This window comes from Rhodoplanes sp. P11, assembly GCF_964266735.1.
Taxonomy (GTDB): Bacteria; Pseudomonadota; Alphaproteobacteria; order Rhizobiales; family Xanthobacteraceae; genus Rhodoplanes; species Rhodoplanes serenus.
In genome coordinates this window covers 267,772-287,623 of sequence record NZ_CAXWGY010000001.1, presented here as the reverse complement: position 1 = coordinate 287,623, position 19,852 = coordinate 267,772, and the positions used below count along the sequence as shown (strand labels likewise).

The following is a 19,852-nucleotide window of genomic DNA, read 5'->3' as shown; positions in this document are numbered from 1 at the left end:
AGGACCCCACCCTGTCGATCACCGCCGCATGGGCGGGGGCGGCGCCGCTTCGGCCGGTGCGCCGAGATCGAGTTCCCACGTCTCGCCCAGCAGATCGTGGCCGAAGGTGCAGTGCGGCTCCTGCCGCACGAGCGTGAAGCCCGCCGCCGCGTAGAGACCGCGTGCCTCGTCGAGAATGCTCTGTGTCCACAGCGAGACCTTGCGGTACCCGCAGGCGCGGGCGAAGCGGACGCATTCGTCCACCAGCCGGCGGCCGAGGCCGAGCCCGCGTGCCTGCGGCAGCACCAACAGCAGCCGCAGCTTGGCAACGCCGCCGCCGCCGTCGACCAGGAACACGCTGCCGACCGGGACACCGTCGCGCTCGGCGATCCAGCAGCGCTCGCGCTCCGCCTCGAAGTTGCGCAGGAACGTCGCGACGATGTCGGCCACCAGCGCCTCGAAAGCCGGACCCCAACCGCGTTCCGCCGCGTAGCTGGCGCCGTGGCTCGCCAGCACGAAGCCCATGTCGCCCGCCCGGTGGGAACGCAGGACGAGGGCCGGGGACGCGGGCGGCTCCGACGCCAGTAGACTCTCGACCGTGTCCATCGCCTCCACCAGCCGTTGCTGGTCGGCTTCGGCGAGGGGGGCCAGCAGGCTCGCCACCTTCGCGGCGGAGCGGTGATCCAGGGTGGCGAACGCCGTCTCGCCCGCCCGGCCGAGCGTCAGCAGGCTGCGGCGGGCGTCGTCCGGCGACGGGTTGCGGGCGACCAGGCCGGCCTTCTCGAACCGCTTGAGGATGCGGCTCAGATAGCCGTGGTCGAGGCCGAGCGCGCCGGCGATCGCGGTCGCCGTGGTGCCGGGGGCGCGGCCGATCTCGTAGAGCACGCGCGCCTCGGTGAGCGAGAACGCGGTGCCGACCATGCCGCTCTGGAGCAGGCCGATCCGGCGCGTGTAGGCCCGATTGAAGCGCCGCACGGAGTCGATTCGGGCGGCGGCCGGCGCCGCAGTGGTCGGCGGCGTGGTGGACGGGGCGATGGTGGTCGGGAGCACGGTCATGGCGGCCCTCCGGGCGAAGGAAGGCCGTGAGCGTCCCATCAATAGTTGACCAGGTCAACTAACTTCGATCGGCTCGTCCGGTGGACGGATGACTGTGCTGCGCAGCCGCACCAGCCGCCGGCCCAGCCGTCCCAGCAGCGCGGCCTCGGGATCGTCCGCCGCCGGGTGGCCGCCGACCGCGTCGTAGAGCCGGCGGTGAATCAGCAATCCCTGATCCGGCGACGGACGGCGCCGCAGGGCGTCGCGCAGCACCGCCCAGGCCTGGCCGGTGACGGAGCCGGCGGGTGCGGCCGGCTCGGCCCGGAACACCGCGGCGGTCTCCATTTGGCCACGCCGCTCGGCAGCCTCGACGAAGCGGGTCGTCTCCTCGATCCAGCCGCCGTCCGGCATCGTGCCGGGGCGCAGGAACATGAGCCAGGCCGAGCGGGCCGCGGCCGCCGCCTCGCGCAGCCGATGATCGAGCGGCGCCGTGGAAACCAGCACGGTGCAGCCGGCGATCTCGGCCACCTTGGCGGTCTCGTCGCGCGAGCCGCCCTCCGCCACCACCACGTCGCGGACCGTGCCGGCGACGGCGCCGCTCACCAGCACCGAGAGGGTGCGGACCAGCGCCCGTTCGCAGTCACGGGCCGGGATGACGACGCTCAGCATGGTGGGGTGCGACCTCTCTGCGCCGTCCGTAGCACGGTAACGCCGGGAGATCACGCCGGCTCTGCACTGTTGGGCCGGCTGAACGTAGAGGGTGCGCACGAGGCAACGCTCACACGGATTTGTTCTTGCTTTGTTCAGGTCGTCGCCTACATTGAGCCCATGAGCGCAGCCCCCGCCCTTCGCCGTCGTTCCGATCCGGCCGGTCTTCATCCGGCTCGCCCCGATCCGGCTCGCCCTGATCCGGCTGGTCTCGATCCGGCTTGGCCGGTCCCGGCCATCGCGCCCGAGCGGCGCCGCGGCCGCGGCGCGGTGTCGAACCCGACCGGCCGCTACGAGCCGCTCGCCCGCGTCGCCTTCGACGACGGCTGGCAGAGCCTGGAGGAGCTGCCGCCCTTCACCACCACGGTGGCCACCGATACCGCCCGCAAGGTGATCACCCGCAACGAGTCGCCCGACATCTCGTTCGACCGCTCGATCAACCCGTATCGCGGCTGCGAGCACGGCTGCGTCTACTGCTTCGCGCGGCCGACCCATGCGTATCTGGGCCTGTCGCCGGGCCTCGACTTCGAATCGAAGCTGTTCATGAAGCCGGACGCGCCGGAGCTGCTGGCGCGTGAGCTCGCCGCCAAGGGCTACGCGCCGAAGACCATCGCGATCGGCACCAACACCGACCCCTATCAGCCGATCGAGCGCAAGACCGGGCTGATGCGGCGCATCCTGGAGGTGCTGGAGGCGGCGGGCCATCCGGTCGGCATCGTCACCAAGTCGGATCTGATCCTGCGCGACGTCGATATTCTCGCCAGGATGGCCGAGCGCCGGCTGGTGCGGGTCGCTTTGTCGGTCACCACTCTCGATCGCGGTCTCGCCCGCACCATGGAGCCGCGGGCACCGACGCCGCCGCGGCGGCTCGCAGCCCTGCGCGGGCTCGCCGAGGCGGGCGTGCCCACCACCGTGATGGTGGCGCCGGTGATCCCGGCCATCAACGACGCCGAGATCGAGCGCATCCTGGACGCGGCGGCCGCCGCCGGCGTCGAGAGCGCCGGCTATGTGCTGCTGCGGCTGCCGCTGGAGGTGCGCGATCTGTTCCAGGACTGGCTGCGCACCCACTATCCCGATCGCGAGCGACGGGTGTTCACCCTGATGCGCCAGATGCGCGGCGGCAAGGACTACGACGCGACCTTCGGGCGCCGGATGACCGGCTCCGGCCCCTATGCCTGGATGCTCGGCCGCCGCTTCGAGACCGCCTGCGCGCGCCTCGGCCTCAACCTGTCGCGCACGCCGCTGACCACCGAGCACTTCGTGCCGCCCCGCGATCCGACGGCGCGCCAGCTCGAGCTGTTCTGATCCTCGGGCCGCACCGCAGTCCGCCGGTCGGCCGTGTCGAGACTCGCTGTAACGTTACGGCGGCCGGCCGCGAACTCCTTGATGATCGCCATCGGGCGATCGAGGAGGATCAGACAATGATCGGTAAGATATCGACCGTGGTGACGACCGTGCTGGTGTCGGGCCTGCTGACGCTGCCGGCGATGGCGCAGAACGCGCATCAGTATCAGGGCGGCCCGAAGACCCCGGTGCCGCACACGATGACTCACACCATGACGAGCCAGCCGCAGAAGCCGGCGGCCGAGCAGCCCAAGGCGACGCCGCGCAATGCTCACCGATACCGAGGCGGTCCGAGCTCGCCGGTGCTGCACGAGACGCGCTGACGGCGGCCGGGATGCGGGATGACGGCGTCCGATGACGGCCGCTTGCGTTGACGCTGCGCGCCCGGCTCACGCCCGCCTGCCGCGGGCCGGCGCGCGCCCCCGCCCGGCGGTGCGCTCCGCCCCACGGCTCTCCGCCGTGCTGGTCTCGGCGTCTTCCTCGGCGGCGTCGCGCGCCTCGACTGCGTCCTCCACCGACGCGCTGAGCCGCTGATAGACGCCGAGGCCGACCACCACCACGATGCCGGCGATCAGCAACAGGGTCGGGTAGACGAGCTGCGGCACCTGCTCCTTGCCGACCCGGAACACCACCACCAGCGCCTCCAGAAAGATCGCGATGGCGATGGTGGCGATGAAGCGGGTGAGGCTGCGCCGTGCCTCGGCGGCGACCCGCTTCTCGCTGCCGCGGATCACCTCCTCCTCGACCAGATACTTGGCGATCTCGAAGGTGGCGACCGCCACCACCGCGTAACCGATGCCGGCGAGGGCGGCATCGCCGACGTCCTCGCCGCGTGCGAACGCCAGGAGACACTGCACGATGGCGTCTCCGGCCAGCACCAGCGCGAGAATCATCAGCACGGCCGCGATCGCCGCGAACACCAGCCGCGACGTCGTCTCGAACAGGCGGAGCGGTCGGTCGGTGGTCACGCGGGCCTCCGGGCGGGGAGCGGCGGGGGGAGGGTGCCGGCCGCGGAGGAACCAACCCGGCGCGGGGGGCCGTGGTTCCGGCCGAGCCGATCGCAGTCCCACGCGAGGCACGATCGGTCCGTCAGGGACGGCCGACGGCGGTCAGAATGCCGAGCACGTCCACGCCGGCGAAACGCAGAACGAGGGTGAGGCCGACAAGCAGGAGCGAGTAGGCGAATGCGGACGCGATGCCGGTCGGAAGCTGCCGCCACCATGCGAGCGACGTGGCGATCTCGGCCGAAATAGCCGCCCGTTGAATCTCGGGGGTGGCCTCCTGGAGGATCTGATCGCCGAATTCGTTCAGTACGGTTTCCGCCCGTTCTCGATACATCTGGATCATGCGGTCGAGCTGCTGGGCCGTGAGATACGCCTTCAGCTCGTCGTCGTTCGGGTCGCGTCCCTGACGCTCGCGGTGCTCGACCAGCCAATCCCGCTTGTGCTGCTTGTAGAGCGCGTAGGCGATCAGGCCGACAAGGTCGTCGTCTCGCTGAACCAGCCGTTCGTAGACGGTGTTGTATGACTTCCGGTCTGGACCGCTCATTTCTTGTCGGTGAGGCGGGGCGCTCGGCGCTGGGCCCGCAATGTGGTCTCGGCGGCCCTGAGCGCACTGCGGAAGACGTCCGGCCGCAAGGTGCGGACCACGACCTTGCCGGGCAGCTCACGCCGGATGATCACCGGCTCGCCGCCGGCCGGACGGAGCGTTTCGCCGCTGCGCGCCTTGGTTGTCATCGCACCACTCCAGTGACCGTACACCATATAGGATCGACGACCTCTCATCCACCACCCTGGGCGGCCAGTTGCGGCGGCGGCGCCGAGCCGCCACCATGCCGGCCATGAGTCGCCGACCCGATCGCCGCTCCGTCGATGCCGCGCCCCGCCTGCCGCTCACCGAGCCGCCGCCGGGGCCGACCTTCGCGCGCGAGCGGGCGGCGCTCAGGCGCGGGGTGTGGCCGGTCGCCGGCTGCGACGAGGCCGGCCGCGGCCCGCTCGCCGGCCCGGTGGTGGCCGCCGCCGTGATTCTCGATCCGAAGCGCATCCCGCGCGGTCTCGACGATTCGAAGAAGCTGACGGCGGAGAAGCGCGCCGCGCTCTACACGCGCATCTGCGCGGTCGCCGAGGTCGGCGTCGCCCTGGCGGCCCCGGCCCGCATCGATCGCGACAACATCCGCCGCGCCTCGCTGTGGGCCCTGGCGCGGGCGGTGCGGGCCCTGCCGGTGACGCCGCGCCTCGTCTTCGTCGACGGCTGCGACCGCATCGAGGCCGGCTGCGACTGCGAGGCGGTGGTGTCGGGCGACGCCCTGGTGCTGTCGATCGCGGCCGCCTCGATCGTCGCCAAGGTCACCCGCGACCGCCTGATGGCGCAGGTCGGCGCGGCGCATCCGGGCTACGGCTTCGAGCGCCACATGGGCTACGGGGTGCCGGAGCACGGCCGCGCACTCGTCCGGCTCGGGGCGACGGTGCATCACCGGCGCTCCTTCGCCCCGGTGGCCGCCGTCTGCGGCCGCCCGCCCGCCGCGGTGGCGGCGGCCGCACAGGCGGACATCTCCGCGGCGGCGGCCGAGGCGACCGTGCCCGAGCCGGCCCTCGTGGCGGCTGCCGACTGAGAGCTGCCGACCGAGACGTGGGTGACGGCGCGGCGCGCACGGCCCCCCGTGAGGATCTTTCGGGCGCCGACCCACCGGATCGCTTCCGCGGCGCAGCGCGGTTTGCTACCACCCTGGGCACGGCCGGCTTCTCCCGACGGCCCCACGCAGCCGGATTGCGGGACGTCGACGTCGCCCGGCTCCGGTGATCGCCGCCCGGTCCGACGTCCAACCCGCCGATCCGCCACCGATGCTCCACGTCTCCCTGTTCGTCGAACTCGTGCGGGCGAATCCCCGCCTCGTCGTGCTGGCGGCGGCGCTGGTGCAGGCGCTGCTGTGGTGGCTCGTGCCGACGCTGTTCTATGCGGCGCCGCCCGGCAACCTGCCGCTGATCATCGCGGTCGGCCACGAATTTCAGCTCGGCTCGTTCTGGGGGCCGCCGCTGGCGAGCTGGCTCGCCGAGATCGCCTTCGTGATCGCCGGCGCGCCGGGCGTCTACCTGCTGTCGCAGGTCTGCGTGGTGCTGACCTGGTGGGGTGTGTTCACGCTCGGGCGGGTGATCGTCGGGCCGCAGCATGCCGCCTTCGCGGTGCTGCTGATGGTCGGGGTGGTGGTGCTCACCGTGCCGACGCCCGATTTCGGCCCGCCGATCCTGGCGATGCCGCTCACCGTGTTCGTGCTGCGCCACTATTGGCGGGTGATCGGCGAGGGGCGGCGCAGCGCCTGGTACGTCCTGGCGGTGGGTCTGTCGCTGTTGCTGCTCACCACCTATGCGGGCCTGATCCTGCTCGCCGCCGTCGCGGTGTTCACCGTGGCGAGCCGGCGCGGCCGCGAGATGCTGCTCGGCATCGAGCCGTGGGTGGCGCTGTTCCTGATCGCCGTCATCGTGTTCCCGCACCTCCTGTGGGTGGACCTCTCGGGCATCTGGGAGGTGTGGGCGGCCCGCCGGGGCGATGCCGCCGCCACCGCGGTCGACATCGTCACCGAGCTCGGCCGGCTGCTCGGCGGCCTCGTTCTCGCCCATGCGGGCGCCCTGGTGCTGATCGCCATCGCGGTCGGCTTCCGGCCGCCGCGCGAGAAGGCGCCGACCTTCGTGCGCAAGCCGGTGACGGCGCTGGAGCGGCGCTTCGTGCTGTTCTTCGCCACGGCGCTGCCGCTCGCCGCCGTGCTGGCCGGGGCGGTCGTCGGCGACCACGGCCCGATCGGCGGGCTCGGCCCCTATGTGGTGCTGTCGGGCCTGGCGCTCGTCGTGCTGGCCGGCAACACCGTTGTGCTCCAGCGCCAGGGGCTCACGAGTGCCGCCTGGAGCGTGCTCCTCGTCGCCCCGCCGGTGATCGCCGCGGCCGCCGTGGCGGTGCTGCCCTTCGTGGTGACCACCGACGTGCCGATCGCCCAGCCGGCGAACGCCATCGGCCGCTTCTTCGGCGAGACCTTCGAGCGGCGCACCGGCAAGCCGCTCGCCATCGTGGCTGGCGAGCCGCGGCTCGCCAGCCTGGTGGCGATCGCGGCGCCGTCGCGACCGAGCTTCTATGTCGACGCGGCGCCCGAGCGCACCCCCTGGGTGACGCCGGAGGAGCTGCGCCGCCGGGGCGTTCTCGTGGTGTGGCCAGCGGCCGACACCTCGACCACGGTGCCGCCCGACATCAAGGCGCGCTTCCCCGATCTGGTCGCCGAGGTGCCGCGCACCTTCGTCCGCCCGATCCAGGGCCGGCTGCCGCTGGTGCGGATCGGCTGGGGCATGCTGCGCCCGCAGTGAAAGCGGAGCCGGGGCGGCCAGCTCCGAGCTTGCCACACCATGTATACATCGCGACGGATCGGCTCCCCTGCCGGCGCCATCGCGTGATCGTCGGCACGGCGTGGCGGCGCCGTCGCGCTGATTTGTCGCGCGCCGATCTGTCGATCCGACCCGGGCGGGCGCCGCACGGCGCTGGCTCCGGCGCGTCGTCGCGCTAACATGATCATGTCGGACGCAATCTCCTCTCGCCCGGTGCTGTTCGGGTCCCCGCCGTCCGCCTTTTAGCCTCGCCGTCTCGTCGCATCCCCGGCAGACGTCCGCATTCGTCGCGCCGGGCCACTCCTGGGAGACGATCGCATGAGCCTTCCCGATATGTTCGGCCGCGCCGCTCTGGTCACCGCGGCGGCGCTGTCGTTTGCGGTGCCGGCCGGCGTCGTGCCGGCTGCGGCCGAGTACCCCGAGCGCAACATCGTCCTCATCGTGCCGTACGGTGCCGGAGGCGGCACCGATATCGGCGCCCGCATGCTGGCCACCGATCTCGAGAAGGTGCTCGGCAAGCCGGTGACGGTGGAGAACCGCTCCGGCGGCGGTGGGTGGGTCGGCTGGGGGGCGCTCGCCCAGGCGCGGCCGGACGGCTACATGCTCGGCCTGCTCAATGCGCCGAGCTTCTACACCGGCTATCTCGATCCGCAGTACAAGCGCACCGAGACGCTCGACAGCTTCACGCCGCTGGTCAATCACGTCCTCGACTACAATGCGTGGTCGGTGCGGGTGGACTCGCCCTACAGGAGCGTCAAGGACGTGATCGAGGCGGCGCGCGCCGCGCCCGACAAGCTCACGATCGCGACCTATGGGGTCGGCTCCGACGATCACCTCGCGGTGCTGTCCAACCAGGCCGAGAGCAAGGTCCGCTTCGTGACGGTGCATTATCGCAGCACGGCCGAGGCCAAGACCCAGCTCATGGGGGGCCACATCGAGGTGCTCAGCTCAAATGTCAGCGAGATCATCGAGGAGGCGCGCGCCGGAACCCTGCGCGTGCTCGGCGTGATGGCTCCGCAACGCTCGCAGTTCCACCCCGATGTGCCGACCTTCCGGGAGCAGGGCTTCGATCAGGACTGGTCGGTGTCGCGCGGCATCGCCGGGCCGGCCGGCCTGCCACCCGATGTGGCGGCGAAGCTGACCCGGGCGCTCGAGCAGGTGATCACGTCCAAGGAGCATCAGCAGAAGGCGGAGTCGCTCGGTCTCCTGGTCCACCTCGTCAAGGGCGACGAGTACCGGGCCTTCCTCAAGGCCAACGAGGCCGCCACCCGCAAGCTGATGGGCTGGTAAGCCGGACCGCGTGCAGGCATCCGCGGCGCGTGGCGGGTGGCGGATGCTGTCGCGCCGCGAACGCGACGCCACGCCGCCCGTCAGTGATAGCTCTCGTCCTCGCCCACCTTGCCGCGGAACAGCCAGTACACATAGGCCACGTAGGCGAGGATGATGGGCAGCAGCACCACGGTGCCGGCCAGCATGAAGATCTGGGTCGAGGGTGAGGAGGCGGTGTCCCAGATGGTCAGGCTCGGCGGCACCACATACGGGTAGGTGGAGATGCCGAGCCCCAGATAGCCGAGCAGGAAGAGCCCGATGGCGCCGACGAACGGCACCCAGTCGTGACGCTCGGTGGCCCGCCAGACGGCGAGCGCCACCGCGCCGGTGATCACCGGCACGATCCACAGGACGTAGATGTTGGGGGCCGAGAACCACCGCTCCTGGATGCGCGGGAAGGCCAGCGGCGTCCACAGCGACACCGCCACCATGAAGCCCATGACGACGACGAGCAGCACCCGCGCCTGCCGGCGCGCCCGCTCGGCGACCGCGCCTTCGGTCTTCATGATCAGCCAGGTGGCGCCGAGCAGCGCGTAGCCGGCAACGACGCCGAGCCCGCACAGCAGCGCGAACGGCGTCGCCCAGTCGAACGCGCCGCCCGCGAAGGCGCCGTTCTCGACCCGGATGCCCTGGATCAGCCCGCCCAGGATGACGCCCTGGAAGAAGGCCGCGACAGTCGACGCGCCGAAGAACACGAGACTCCAGGCCGCGGTGTTGCCGGCGTGCGGGGCGCGATACTCGAAGGCGACGCCGCGCAGCACTAGCGCCAGCAGCATGGCGATCACCGGCAGGTAGAGGGCCGGCATGATCACCCCGTAGGCGGCCGGGAAGGCCACCAGCAAGCCACCGCCGCCGAGCACCAGCCAGGTCTCGTTGCCGTCCCAGAACGGCGCCACCGAGGCCATCATCTGGTCGCGCTGCTGCTCGCTCTCGGCGGACGGAAACAGCACGCCGATGCCGAGATCGAAGCCGTCCATCACCACGTAGAGCACGACCGCGACGGCGAGGATGCCGGCCCAGGCGGTGGGAAGATCGAACGCCATGATGACCTCCTCACGCGCCCGGGGAGCCGGCCGCACCCGTGCGGGTGGCGGGTGCCGGTGCCGCACCGGCCGCGCCCGCCGGCCGTGCCCCGGTGATCGGCCGCAGCGGCGTGCCGGCATCGGGCGGCTGGTCGGCGCCGCCGACCAGCCCGTTGGCGAGCAGCCGGTTGATGAAGTAGATGCCGGTCGAGAACACGATGCCGTAGACCACGACGAACAGCGCCAGCGATGTCGCGACGCTGCCGCCCGGCACCGGCGACACCGCATCGGCGGTGCGCAGGATGCCGCTGACGACCCACGGCTGGCGGCCGCTCTCCGACACCACCCAGCCGGCCACGATGGCGACGAAGCCGGCCCACCAGCCGTGCGAGACGATGCGCAGGAACCAGCCGGTGGTGAACAACGCACCGCGCCACCACAGGATGGCGCCGGCGATCGCCACCGCGATCATGGCGAAGCCGATCGCCAGCATGATGCGGAACGCGAAGAACACGTTCTTCACCGGCGGCCGGTCCTGCGGTGGCACGCTGGTGAGGCCGGGAAACAGCCCGTTCGGATCGTGGGTCAGCACCAGCGAGGCGCCGCGCGGGATCGAGATGGCGAAGCGGTTGGTCTCGGCCTTCTCGTCCGGCCAGGCGAAGATGTGGAAGTCGCCCGGCTTGCTGCCGTCCCAATGGGCCTCCATGGCGGCGACCTTGATGGGTTGATGCTCCAGCGTGTTCAGCCCGTGCTGATCGCCGATGAAGAGTTGCAGCGGCGCCAGCACCACGATCATGCCGACCGCCATCTTCACCATGATGCGGGCCTCGTCGTAGTGGCGCTCGGCCAGCACCCATCGCGCCCCCACCGCCAGCACCACGAAGGCGGTGGTGAGATAGGCGGCCGTCATCATGTGGGCGAAGCGATACGGGAAGCTCGGGTTGAAGATGATGGCGAGCCAATCGACCGGATGGGCGATGCCGTTGATCACCGTGTGGCCGGCGGGCGTCTGCATCCAGCTGTTGGCGGAGAGAATCCAGAAGCCCGAGATGGCGGTGCCGACCGCCACCATGATGGCCGCGAAGGTGTGCAGCCGCGGCGACACCCGTCCGGCGCCGAACAGCAGGATGCCGAGGAACGACGCCTCCAGAAAGAAGGCGGTGAGCACCTCGTACCCCATCAGCGGGCCGATGATGTTGCCAGTCACCACCGAGAAGCGGCTCCAGTTGGTGCCGAACTGGTAGGACAGTACGACACCCGACACCACGCCGAGCGCGAACGACACCGCGAAGATCTTGGTCCAGAAGCGTGCCAACCGGGCGTAGCGCTCGTTGCCGGTGCGCGCCCGCATCACCAGCAGCGTGGCGATATAGGCCGACAGGCCGATCGTGAAGCTCGGGAAGATGATGTGGAACGTGATCGTGAAAGCGAACTGCACGCGCGCGAGCAGCAGCGGATCGAAGTCCATGTCGTCGTCACCTCGGGCGTCCGGTCGGAGGGGCAAGGCACCCGCAGGTGCTGCCTGGCAGCCGAAGATACCAGAAGCCACCACCGGCGCCGCGAAGCGCCGGACGCCATCATCGGCGCCCGCGAGGCGCCGTGGCGGCTCGCCTGCCCGCCGCGTCGTCGCGGCGACCGCAGCGGTCGTACAACGCGAAACAGTGCCGGATGGTTCCGCCTGCGGTGCCGTGTCGCGTATCCGGTCTCGTCCACAGCTCCGTTAAACTGCGTGCGCCGGCGTCGATTGCCGCCGTTTATGGCGCAGATTACAACTTCCAGCCGGGGGTCGGCACGCCGCACCCGGCAGCGTGTCGGCCGTCGAGGGGGACTGGACATGACGGACCACGCGGCGCCGCAGGGCGCATCATTCATCGACCGCTACTTCGGCCTGACGGCGAGCGGGACGACCGTGCGCACCGAGGTGATCGCCGGCGTCACCACCTTCCTCACGATGGTCTACATCGTGTTCGTCAACCCGACGATCCTCTCGGCCGCCGGCATGGACAAGGGCGCCGTGTTCGTCGCCACCTGCGTGGCCGCGGCGGTCAGCTCGCTGGTGATGGGGCTGTACGCCAATTATCCGGTGGCGCTGGCGCCCGGCATGGGGCTCAACGCCTTCTTCGCCTTCACGGTGGTCCTCACCTACAAGTACTCGTGGCAGCAGGCGCTCGCCGCGGTGTTCTGCTCGGGCGTGCTGTTCTTCCTGATCTCGGTGTTCAGGCTGCGCGAGTATGTCATCAACGCCATTCCGCTCAACCTCAAGCTGGCCATCTCGGCGGGCGTCGGACTGTTCCTCGGCATCATCGCGCTGGAGCAGGCCAAGATCGTCGTCGACCATCCGGTGACGCTGGTCACCCTCGGCAGCCTGCGCGAGCCGGCCGCCGTGCTGTGCCTGGTCGGCTTCGTGGCGATCGCCGCCCTCAATTCGCGCAATATCCTGGGCGGCACCCTGATCGGCATTCTCGTGGTGACGCTGATCGGGCTGCCGCTCGGCCTCACCACCTACACGGGCGTGGTGTCGGCGCCGCCCTCGCTGGCGCCGACCTTCCTCCAACTCGACTTCTCGGCGCTGGCCGAGCAGACCTTCCTGATCGTCGTGTTCAGCTTCCTGTTCATCGACGTGTTCGACAATGCCGGCACGCTGATCGGCGTCACCCACCGGGCCGGCCTCCTCAACGAGAAGGGCGAGCTGCCGCGCATGAGGCAGGCGCTGATCTCCGACAGCTTCGCGGCGATGTTCGGCTCGCTGATCGGCACCTCGACGACGACCAGCTACATCGAGAGCGCCTCGGGCGTCGCGGCCGGCGGGCGCACCGGCCTGATGGCCGTGGTGGTGGCGCTGCTGTTCCTGCTGGCGCTGTTCTTCGCTCCGCTCGCCGGCATGGTGCCGGCCTATGCGTCGGCGGCGGCGCTGCTCTACGTCGCCTGCCTGATGACCCGCGGCCTCGCCGAGATCGCGTGGGACGACGTCACCGAGTATGCGCCGGCCGTGGTGGCGGCGGTGACCATGCCGCTGACCTACTCGATCGCCACCGGCATCGGGCTCGGCTTCCTCACCTATGCGGGTGCCAAGATCGTCTCGGGCCGCTTCCGCGAGGCGAAGCCCGCCGTCGTGATTCTGGCCCTGCTGTTCGCCTTCAAGTTCGCGACGCAGTGACGGCTGGCCTGCCCGGCGGCGCGGACGCGGGGGCGATGCGCCGAACCGCCCGCCGGCGAGCCCACGGACATCGTCGCCGGGCTCGACCCCGATGCGAGGGACGCGGGCCGGAGCGTGGACGGCGAGGGTCTGTGTTCTTGAAATGTTCTTTGTCTCTGCTAAGCTTCGTGAGGTCGCGCGGCGATTGGCGACAAGCGATCGGCGGGCCGTGGAATGGGATCGGGAGTGGGGCGCATGACCTCGTCGGCATGGCGTGGCGGGGCCGCAGGGGATGCGGCCGAATCGGCGGCAGGTGGGGTGCTGTCGGCGGCACGGTTCGGGAGCTTCGCGCGGGCGGTCCACGCGGACGCCGCGACCTGGGCGGCGGCCCGGCCCGGCCGGCGGGTGATGGGCGCATGGTGGCGCGGCGTGCTGGCCGGAGTCGTGCTGATGGGCCTCGGTGTCGCGGGCAGCGGATCGGCAGTGGCGCAGCCAGACCGGCGCCAGAACGAGCCCGGCCAGTTCGACTTCTATGTCCTGTCGCTGTCGTGGTCGCCGTCCTGGTGCGCGGCGGCGGCCGAGCGGCGCGACGGTCGTGAGCGCGATGGTCGCGACCGCGACGGCCGTAACCGCTCCGATCCCGATCGCGAGCGCGGCGGGACCGAGCGCAGCGATCCGCAATGCGGCGCGCGGCCGTTCTCGTTCGTGGTGCACGGCCTGTGGCCGCAATACGAGCGCGGCTTTCCGGAGTACTGCCAGGTGCCGGCGCCCCGGCTGAACCGCGAGCAGGTCTCGGCCATGCTGGATCTGATGCCGAGCCCGCGCCTCGTCTTCCACCAATGGGACAAGCACGGCGTCTGCTCGGGGCTGTCGGCGCGCGCCTATTTCGAGACGGTCCGCAAGGCGCGTGCGGTGATCAAGATCCCGGAGATCTATCACGAGCCGGCCGACCCTCTCACGGTGACGCCCGACGAGATCGAGGAGGCTTTCGTCAGGGCCAATCCCGGGCTCCCGCGCACCGGCATCGCGGTCGGCTGTAGCCGCAACCGGCTGAGCGAGGTGCGCATCTGCCTGAACCGCGAGCTCGGCTTCCGCGATTGCCCGGAGGTCGACCGCCGCGCCTGCCGGCGCGAGCGCCTGACCATGCCGCCGGTCCGCGGCGGCTGACTGGAGGCAGGGTGTCCGCGGGGCATCGTGTCGCGCGGTGATGGGGGAGCCGCGATCTGGGGCGGCCGCGTTCTTGCGCGGCGGTGATCTCGCGCGGCGGTGATCTCGCGCGGCGGTGATCTCGCGCGGCGGTGATCTCGCGCGGCGGCAAAGCTCGGCGCGGAAGCATGTTCCACGGGTCGTGCTCACCCTCTTGCCTTGCGCCGCAGGCCGCGTACCGCGTTTCGCGCTCTGTGGCATCCGGCAAGCCTTTCCGAGACCTTGCCACAATCCGTGCAAGTCGCCGCATTTCGAGGCGCGACTTCGCGCCGGCGCGACAACGCCCAGGTCAGCGCCGCCGGCCAGGATGGCCTCGAAAGGGGAAACCATGGCGCGACACGATTCCCGGCGGGCGCTTCCGGACGCCCTGCACGCCACCGCTCCCGTCCTCGTCGAGGGGGCCGCGACACCGCTCGGCACGTCGCTTCGCACGACGCTCCGCGAGCGGCTCGACCGCGACGGCCGGCTGGCCGTCCGCATGATCGGCGTGGCCTACCTGATCCTGTGGGGCATCACCTGGTGGTCGCTGGACCATGGCGCCACCGTGCTGACGAGTCTCGGCGCCTGCCGGCTGGAACCGCTGTCCGAGCTTTTCGTCTGGCGCTGCCTGCCCGAGGCGCCGCTGCCGGCGGTGGTGGATCTTCTCAACGGTGTGCTCGCGGCCACCCTGTGGGCCCCCGCCGTGGTGCTGGCGGCGGTGAGCCAGCCGGACGTGCGGCTGATGGCGGCGGTGCTGGTCGGCCTGCACCTGGTCGGGCTCCCGGCGGCCCTGCTGGTGGTGATCCGCGCCGGCGTTCGCCTGTGTGACGGCGTGGTGCGCGGCCGGATGATGCGGGGCCGAATCAAGCCCGTCGAGGCGTCGGATGCGGCGCCGCGCCGGCGCGCGGCCCCGATGACGGAAGCCCCGAACATGGCGGCCGCCGGCGCGGTCCCGATCCCGGAGCCGGGTGCCGCGGCGCCCGAGTCCGCCAGCCTTGCGGCGCCGGCCGGTCCAGGACGGGAAGCCGCTGCCGCGCTCGGCCCCGTGGCGACGCTGCGGCGGCTCGCCGGCGTCGTCCCGGCGGCGACGCTCGCTCCATCGGGGGCCTCGTCCGGGCCGTCGTTCCGAGACGCGAGCGGGTCCGGTGCCTCGGGCGGCCGTCGACGGCCGTCGCGGGCGCCTGCCGCCGGACCGCCGGTCCTGCCCCGCAGCACGTTCGGGCTGCGCCGCGCCGTTCCGATCTGACCCGCTGGCGTGACGTGGCGTCGGCGGTGTCGATCCACGCCGTGGACCGCAGACCAGAACAGGTGGGCGCCGCCGACCGCGGCGTGGTGTCGTGGATGCGGGGTCGACGGGGCGGCCGCCTCATCCGGCGGCGCGTCTCGCGCCGGCTCACCCGGTGCGCATCTCGCGCCGGATCGCGGTGCCCGTCGGGGCGGGTGGGCAGCGGCGCCGCGGCGTGCGAAGACGGTCGCGAGCGCCGTCGGCCCGCGCGGTGCTCGTGCCGCCCGGCGGGCCGTCCTTCCGTGCATCGCTCATGAACTACCGACACGCCTTCCATGCCGGCAACTTCGCCGACGTCCTCAAGCACGCGACCTTGGCCCGTGTGCTCACCCATCTGAGCGACAAGCCGGCCGCCTTCCGGGTGATCGACACTCATGCGGGCGCCGGCCTCTACGATCTCGCCGGCCCGGAGGCGAGCCGCACCGGCGAATGGCGCGACGGCATCGGCCGGCTGCGCGATGTGAGCATCCCGTCCGCCGTCGCTGCGCTGCTCGCGCCCTATCTCGACGTCGTGCGCGATCTCTCGACAGACGGCGCGCGCGCCTATCCCGGATCGCCGCTGCTCGCGCTGCGTCTGCTGCGTCCGCAGGATCGTCTGATCGCGTGCGAGCTGGAGCCCACCGCCGCCGCCGCACTCGCCGCTGCGCTCGGCCGCGATCCGCGCGCCAAACACGTCACTCTGGATGGGTGGCTAGCCTTGAACGCCTATTTGCCGCCGAAGGAACGTCGCGGTGTCGTGCTGGTCGATCCGCCGTTCGAGCGCGCCGACGAATTCTCACGACTGGCACACGGGATCGTGAACGCGACGCGCAAATGGGCCACCGGCACGTACCTGATCTGGTACCCGATCAAGGAGCGGCGCGAGCCGGCGGCTTTCGTGGACGCCTTGGTCCGGGCCGGCATCGGCAAGATTCTCGGGATCGAGCTCGATATCGGAGAATGCGGTCCCGGGCTGCGCGCCACCGGCGTCGTCGTGATTAATCCGCCCTGGCGACTCGCCGACGAGATGCGGCTGCTGATCGACTGGCTGGTGCCGGTTCTCGCCCGTGGTCCCGGTGCGGCCGCGCGGGTCGACTGGATCGCCGGTGGCTGATGTCGTTGTCAGAACGGCCCTGCTTCCTCTTTTTGGCTCGCAACCTCTATGTTAAAGTTTGATGGGGCTCTGACGTTCCGTCTCCCGCGAGCCGCCGCGGCGCATGCGCCGAGGTTTCTGCGGCATGTGACGTCCGGCCGCGCTGCCGTGCTGTGAGGGCCGGTGGCGTAACAGCATGGGGATTAGGAGTGTCCCGATGGCAATGGCGGGTACGGTCAAGTTCTTCAACAGCGAGCGCGGATACGGCTTCATCAAGCCCGACGACGGCGGTCGCGATGTCTTCGTGCACATCACCGCCGTCGAGCGGGCGGGTCTGAAGTCGCTCAACGAAGGTCAGCGGATCAGCTTCGACGTCGAGCCCGACAAGAAGGGAAAGGGGCCGAAGGCGGTCAATCTCGTGGTGTCGTGATGCGCTGCGGCGTCCTGCGGCGCGGCCGGCCGGGCGGCGCAAGGCGGGACGCGGACGTCACCGTGCGGATCAGCGGAGCGAGAATCGCCCCCCGCAAGACGTGATCGGACCTTGATCTGATCAGGTCGGGTGACGCGGCTTCGACCGGACCCCCTGGGGAGGAGCCGACGGCGGTCGTGATCAGGTGCGTGCATGACCCGCACCGGACCGAGACGCCACGCTTCGAGCATCGCAGAGCTGAGGCCGGATCGACCGCCCGGAACGGCGGCGGTACGACGGGATCATCGCGATCCTGTCGCCGGACTCGGCTGCGCCTCGTTGGGGTTTCGTCATCCGAAACACGTCGGTGCGGCGCTGCTGCGGCGCACCGAGCCCGCGGGGACACCGCAATTCGCCGGGCGCCGAGGCCTCGGGATGTCGAAGGTGCCGGGCACGGAGGCGGGGCACACCGCCGTCGAGCGTTCCCGCGCGGCCGCACCCTGTGGCGCGGCCATGCCGTCATGCGGCGATGCCGTCGTGCGGGACGCTTGGGGGTGAGTGCCCAGTGTTGATTGTCCCGTGGTGAGCGCAGCGGTGGGGCGTGTCCCCGCCGCGCTTAGCTTGGCTGCCTCCGTCCTGGTTACATCCGTCCTGGCCCTTCGTTCTGGCCCGCATGTGTTGGCCCGCGTGTTCTGGCCGAGAGCTGGTCGTGGTCGCGCAGCGGTCGCCGCTCGCCGTCCGCGAGGGCCGCGCCGTCCTTGGGAGGCCGTCTCGGTGCGGCCGTTCCTATGGGGCTGTCGTCGTGCGGTCGCCGATGCCACGGGCCGCATGGCGCATCGTCGGTGTGCCCGCCGATGCGGCATGCGGGAGGCCGCTCCTCGATCCGGCCACGCTCGTTCCCCGTCTCGCCCTCGTGGTGAGGAGCGCTTCGGTGCGTTGCGCCGCGCGCCTCGAACCATGGGGTCATGGGAGTGGCTGCACTCACGCCACCAGGGCGGAGAGTGGTTCGCGACTGCGCGTCGGGAGGATGCGTCCGGCGGTCTCTGACGCTGCGAGACGTCGCGTCGTCGCAAAAGGGAAACGCTCCGGCGCGTGCGCGCCGGAGCGTCATCCGAGCGGCGCTGAGGGGCCGCGCGCCGTCAGAATCGGTAGTTCAGGCCGAAGCGGAGGATGCTGGACTCGATTCCGGCATTGAAGCCGAGGCCGTTGTAGAACTCGTTGTCGAGATCGACATAGAGATACTCGGCGCGGGCGCTCCAGTTGGGCGTGAATGCCACCTCGATGCCGCCGCCCGCGGTCCATCCCGTGTGGGTCTTGGTCTGCGACCAGCCGAACCACTCCACCTCGCCGCGGCCATAGGCGAAGCCGCCGGTGCCGTAGAGCAGGATGTTGTTGATGGCGAAGCCGACGCGCCCGCGCAGGGTGCCGAACCACGGGTTGGAGAACTTGTAGGGCGCGAACGTGTCCTCGGCGCCCGAGAACTGGAAATCCGTCTCGCCGCCGATGACGAACTGGCCGATCTGGTAGTTGTAGCCGCCCTGGATGCCGCCGACGAAGCCGTCGGGCTTCAGGCCGAACTGCGACGAGCCGAACTGATAGCCGAGATTGATGCCCAGATACGGCCCGGTCCAGGTCGGCACCGCCGCATAGGGCGGCGCCGGCTGCGGGTAGGGGGCGCTGTAGCGCATGTCGGCCGCGATCGACGGCGCCGACAGCAGGGTCGCGGCGATCAGGCCGGCCGTCGTGATCCTCGTGAACGTCATCGTCACCTCCACGCCACCCGTGTCCGGCCGGTTCCGCCGGCCGTGGCGACGCCCCGGTGTGCCGGCTTGTCGCCCGCCATCGTGGACCCCGAAGGACCAGCCGACGGCGAAAGATGGATAATTTCGTGTTTCGACTTATCGCGGCCTTCGAGTAAATGTTTCCTTACTCGGCACCCTGCACCGACCGTTAAGCTTAAGCTCCCGTTTACTTGCCCTGACAGGGGGTTAACGTCCCGCTCCGGGCTGGAGGCCGGCCGGCGAGGGGACCGCTGGAGGGCCGGCGAGAGGCCGCGCCGCGCCCCGGTTGCCAAGTCGGAGCCGACCCACCACAGTGCCGCGAGCCGCCGCCTCGCCGGGCGGCGCTGTTCCGCCGAGACCCCGTCGCGACCCCGCGAATCGGGCGAGACCCTGCGAGTCGAGAGCCTGCAATGCGCATCGTGCCTGTGCCGTCCCGTTCCGCCCTGGTCACCGGCGGGGCGCAGCGCATCGGACGGGCGATCGTGCGGGCGCTCGCCGGCGCCGGCTATGCGGTCGCCGTGCATGCCCGTGGCTCGGCCGCCGAGGCGGAGAGCCTGTGCGCCGAGATCGCCAATGCGGGTGGCGTCGCGCGTCCGGTGCTGGCCGATCTCGCCGACCACGCCGCGGTGCTCGGCCTGGTCGATGCCGCGGCGCGGCTGGTCGGTCCGCTGGCGCTGCTCGTCAACAACGCCTCGACCTTCGAGCGCGACGAGATCGGCGGGCTCGACCGCGCCCTATTCGACCTCCACATGGCGGTGAACCTGCGCGCCCCGGTGTTCCTGGCCGATGCCTTCGCGGCCCAGGCCCCGGCCGACCTCGATGCGTCGGTCGTCAACCTGATCGATCAGCGCGTCTACAAGCCGACGCCGCGCTTCCTCTCCTACGGCCTCAGCAAGAGCGCGCTCCACACCGCCACCACGACCCTCGCCCAGGCGCTGGCGCCGCGGGTGCGGGTCAATGCGGTCGCTCCTGGGCCGACGCTGCCGAGCCCGCGCCAGGATGCCGCCGCCTTCGCCCGCCAGGCGAGCGCGGTGCCGCTCGGCCGCGGCCCGTCACCCGAGGAGATCGCCGACGCGGTGCTCTACCTCGCCACCGCCCGCAGCGTCACCGGCGAGACCATCGCGGTCGACGGCGGCCAGCGGCTCGCCTGGCAGACCCCGGACGCGGTCGGCATCGACGAGTGATCGCGCCGCCGCAGGCGGA

General features: G+C 71.2%; 19 protein-coding genes. 11 read left to right on the top strand and 8 right to left on the bottom strand.

Annotated features, from left to right (window positions below):
- Window positions 1–18 precede the first annotated feature (18 nt).
- Together ACFQUV_RS01345 and ACFQUV_RS01340 are read right to left on the bottom strand one after the other, a co-directional pair.
- Entirely contained in the window at window positions 19–1,035 is a 1,017-nt protein-coding gene (locus tag ACFQUV_RS01345; RefSeq protein WP_129611642.1) for a helix-turn-helix domain-containing GNAT family N-acetyltransferase, read from the bottom strand.
- Window positions 1,036–1,089: 54 nt separating this feature from the next.
- Window positions 1,090–1,683 (bottom strand): glycosyl transferase, encoded by a 594-nt coding sequence (locus ACFQUV_RS01340; protein ID WP_129611641.1) that lies wholly within the window; start codon window positions 1,681–1,683, stop codon window positions 1,090–1,092.
- Window positions 1,684–1,842: 159 nt separating this feature from the next.
- On the opposite strand from ACFQUV_RS01340, the gene ACFQUV_RS01335 reads away from it, so the two are divergent.
- Both ACFQUV_RS01335 and ACFQUV_RS01330 read left to right on the top strand, forming a co-directional pair.
- Window positions 1,843–3,027 (top strand): PA0069 family radical SAM protein, encoded by a 1,185-nt coding sequence (locus ACFQUV_RS01335; protein WP_129611640.1) that lies wholly within the window; start codon window positions 1,843–1,845, stop codon window positions 3,025–3,027.
- Between the two features lie 116 nt (window positions 3,028–3,143).
- Window positions 3,144–3,389 (top strand): hypothetical protein, encoded by a 246-nt coding sequence (locus tag ACFQUV_RS01330; RefSeq protein WP_129611639.1) that lies wholly within the window; start codon window positions 3,144–3,146, stop codon window positions 3,387–3,389.
- A 66-nt stretch (window positions 3,390–3,455) separates the two neighbouring features.
- Here the strand turns inward: ACFQUV_RS01330 and ACFQUV_RS01325 are convergent, their stop codons facing one another.
- The 3 genes from ACFQUV_RS01325 to ACFQUV_RS01315 form a co-directional block, all read right to left on the bottom strand.
- Window positions 3,456–4,034: a GNAT family acetyltransferase gene (locus ACFQUV_RS01325; RefSeq protein ID WP_244601768.1), complete on the bottom strand. Its 579-nt coding sequence runs from the start codon at window positions 4,032–4,034 to the stop codon at window positions 3,456–3,458.
- A gap of 121 nt (window positions 4,035–4,155) precedes the next feature.
- Window positions 4,156–4,614 carry a hypothetical protein gene (locus ACFQUV_RS01320; RefSeq protein ID WP_129611360.1) on the bottom strand — a complete coding sequence of 153 codons (459 nt, stop codon included), beginning with the start codon at window positions 4,612–4,614 and terminating at the stop codon, window positions 4,156–4,158.
- Window positions 4,611–4,802, bottom strand: coding sequence for a hypothetical protein (locus tag ACFQUV_RS01315; RefSeq protein WP_129611359.1), 192 nt, complete (start codon window positions 4,800–4,802; stop codon window positions 4,611–4,613). Before ACFQUV_RS01315 ends, ACFQUV_RS01320 begins: the two co-directional genes overlap by 4 nt.
- A gap of 95 nt (window positions 4,803–4,897) precedes the next feature.
- On the opposite strand from ACFQUV_RS01315, the gene ACFQUV_RS01310 reads away from it, so the two are divergent.
- From ACFQUV_RS01310 to ACFQUV_RS01300, 3 genes are all read left to right on the top strand, one after another.
- Window positions 4,898–5,677, top strand: coding sequence for a ribonuclease HII (locus ACFQUV_RS01310; protein ID WP_129611358.1), 780 nt, complete (start codon window positions 4,898–4,900; stop codon window positions 5,675–5,677).
- A 229-nt stretch (window positions 5,678–5,906) separates the two neighbouring features.
- Window positions 5,907–7,412: a glycosyltransferase family 39 protein gene (locus ACFQUV_RS01305; RefSeq protein ID WP_129611357.1), complete on the top strand. Its 1,506-nt coding sequence runs from the start codon at window positions 5,907–5,909 to the stop codon at window positions 7,410–7,412.
- A gap of 336 nt (window positions 7,413–7,748) precedes the next feature.
- Window positions 7,749–8,720 (top strand): tripartite tricarboxylate transporter substrate binding protein, encoded by a 972-nt coding sequence (locus tag ACFQUV_RS01300; protein ID WP_129611356.1) that lies wholly within the window; start codon window positions 7,749–7,751, stop codon window positions 8,718–8,720.
- 80 nt (window positions 8,721–8,800) lie between these two features.
- Here the strand turns inward: ACFQUV_RS01300 and cydB are convergent, their stop codons facing one another.
- Window positions 8,801–9,802 (bottom strand): cytochrome d ubiquinol oxidase subunit II, encoded by a 1,002-nt coding sequence (gene cydB, locus ACFQUV_RS01295; RefSeq protein ID WP_129611355.1) that lies wholly within the window; start codon window positions 9,800–9,802, stop codon window positions 8,801–8,803.
- A 10-nt stretch (window positions 9,803–9,812) separates the two neighbouring features.
- A complete protein-coding gene (locus tag ACFQUV_RS01290; protein ID WP_129611354.1) occupies window positions 9,813–11,249 on the bottom strand; it encodes a cytochrome ubiquinol oxidase subunit I in 1,437 nt (478 codons plus the stop codon).
- Window positions 11,250–11,615: 366 nt separating this feature from the next.
- Between ACFQUV_RS01290 and ACFQUV_RS01285 the strand changes: the two genes are divergently transcribed.
- The 5 genes from ACFQUV_RS01285 to ACFQUV_RS01265 all read left to right on the top strand — a co-directional run bounded on the left by ACFQUV_RS01285 (window position 11,616) and on the right by ACFQUV_RS01265 (window position 16,889).
- A complete protein-coding gene (locus ACFQUV_RS01285) occupies window positions 11,616–12,938 on the top strand; it encodes an NCS2 family permease (protein WP_111385351.1) in 1,323 nt (440 codons plus the stop codon).
- A 387-nt stretch (window positions 12,939–13,325) separates the two neighbouring features.
- Window positions 13,326–14,084, top strand: a complete 759-nt coding sequence (locus ACFQUV_RS01280) for a ribonuclease T2 (RefSeq protein WP_129611362.1) — start codon at window positions 13,326–13,328, stop codon at window positions 14,082–14,084.
- Between the two features lie 367 nt (window positions 14,085–14,451).
- A complete protein-coding gene (locus ACFQUV_RS01275) occupies window positions 14,452–15,348 on the top strand; it encodes a hypothetical protein (protein WP_129611353.1) in 897 nt (298 codons plus the stop codon).
- A gap of 292 nt (window positions 15,349–15,640) precedes the next feature.
- Window positions 15,641–16,480 (top strand): 23S rRNA (adenine(2030)-N(6))-methyltransferase RlmJ, encoded by an 840-nt coding sequence (locus tag ACFQUV_RS01270; protein WP_129611352.1) that lies wholly within the window; start codon window positions 15,641–15,643, stop codon window positions 16,478–16,480.
- Window positions 16,481–16,676: 196 nt separating this feature from the next.
- Entirely contained in the window at window positions 16,677–16,889 is a 213-nt protein-coding gene (locus tag ACFQUV_RS01265) for a cold-shock protein (protein WP_111385353.1), read from the top strand.
- Window positions 16,890–18,007: 1,118 nt separating this feature from the next.
- On the opposite strand, the gene ACFQUV_RS01260 is transcribed toward ACFQUV_RS01265, so the two are convergent.
- Complete coding sequence (locus tag ACFQUV_RS01260; protein ID WP_129611351.1) at window positions 18,008–18,631, bottom strand: outer membrane protein; 624 nt, start codon at window positions 18,629–18,631, stop codon at window positions 18,008–18,010.
- A 428-nt stretch (window positions 18,632–19,059) separates the two neighbouring features.
- On the opposite strand from ACFQUV_RS01260, the gene ACFQUV_RS01255 reads away from it, so the two are divergent.
- Entirely contained in the window at window positions 19,060–19,833 is a 774-nt protein-coding gene (locus ACFQUV_RS01255; protein WP_129611350.1) for an SDR family oxidoreductase, read from the top strand.
- Window positions 19,834–19,852 lie beyond the last annotated feature (19 nt).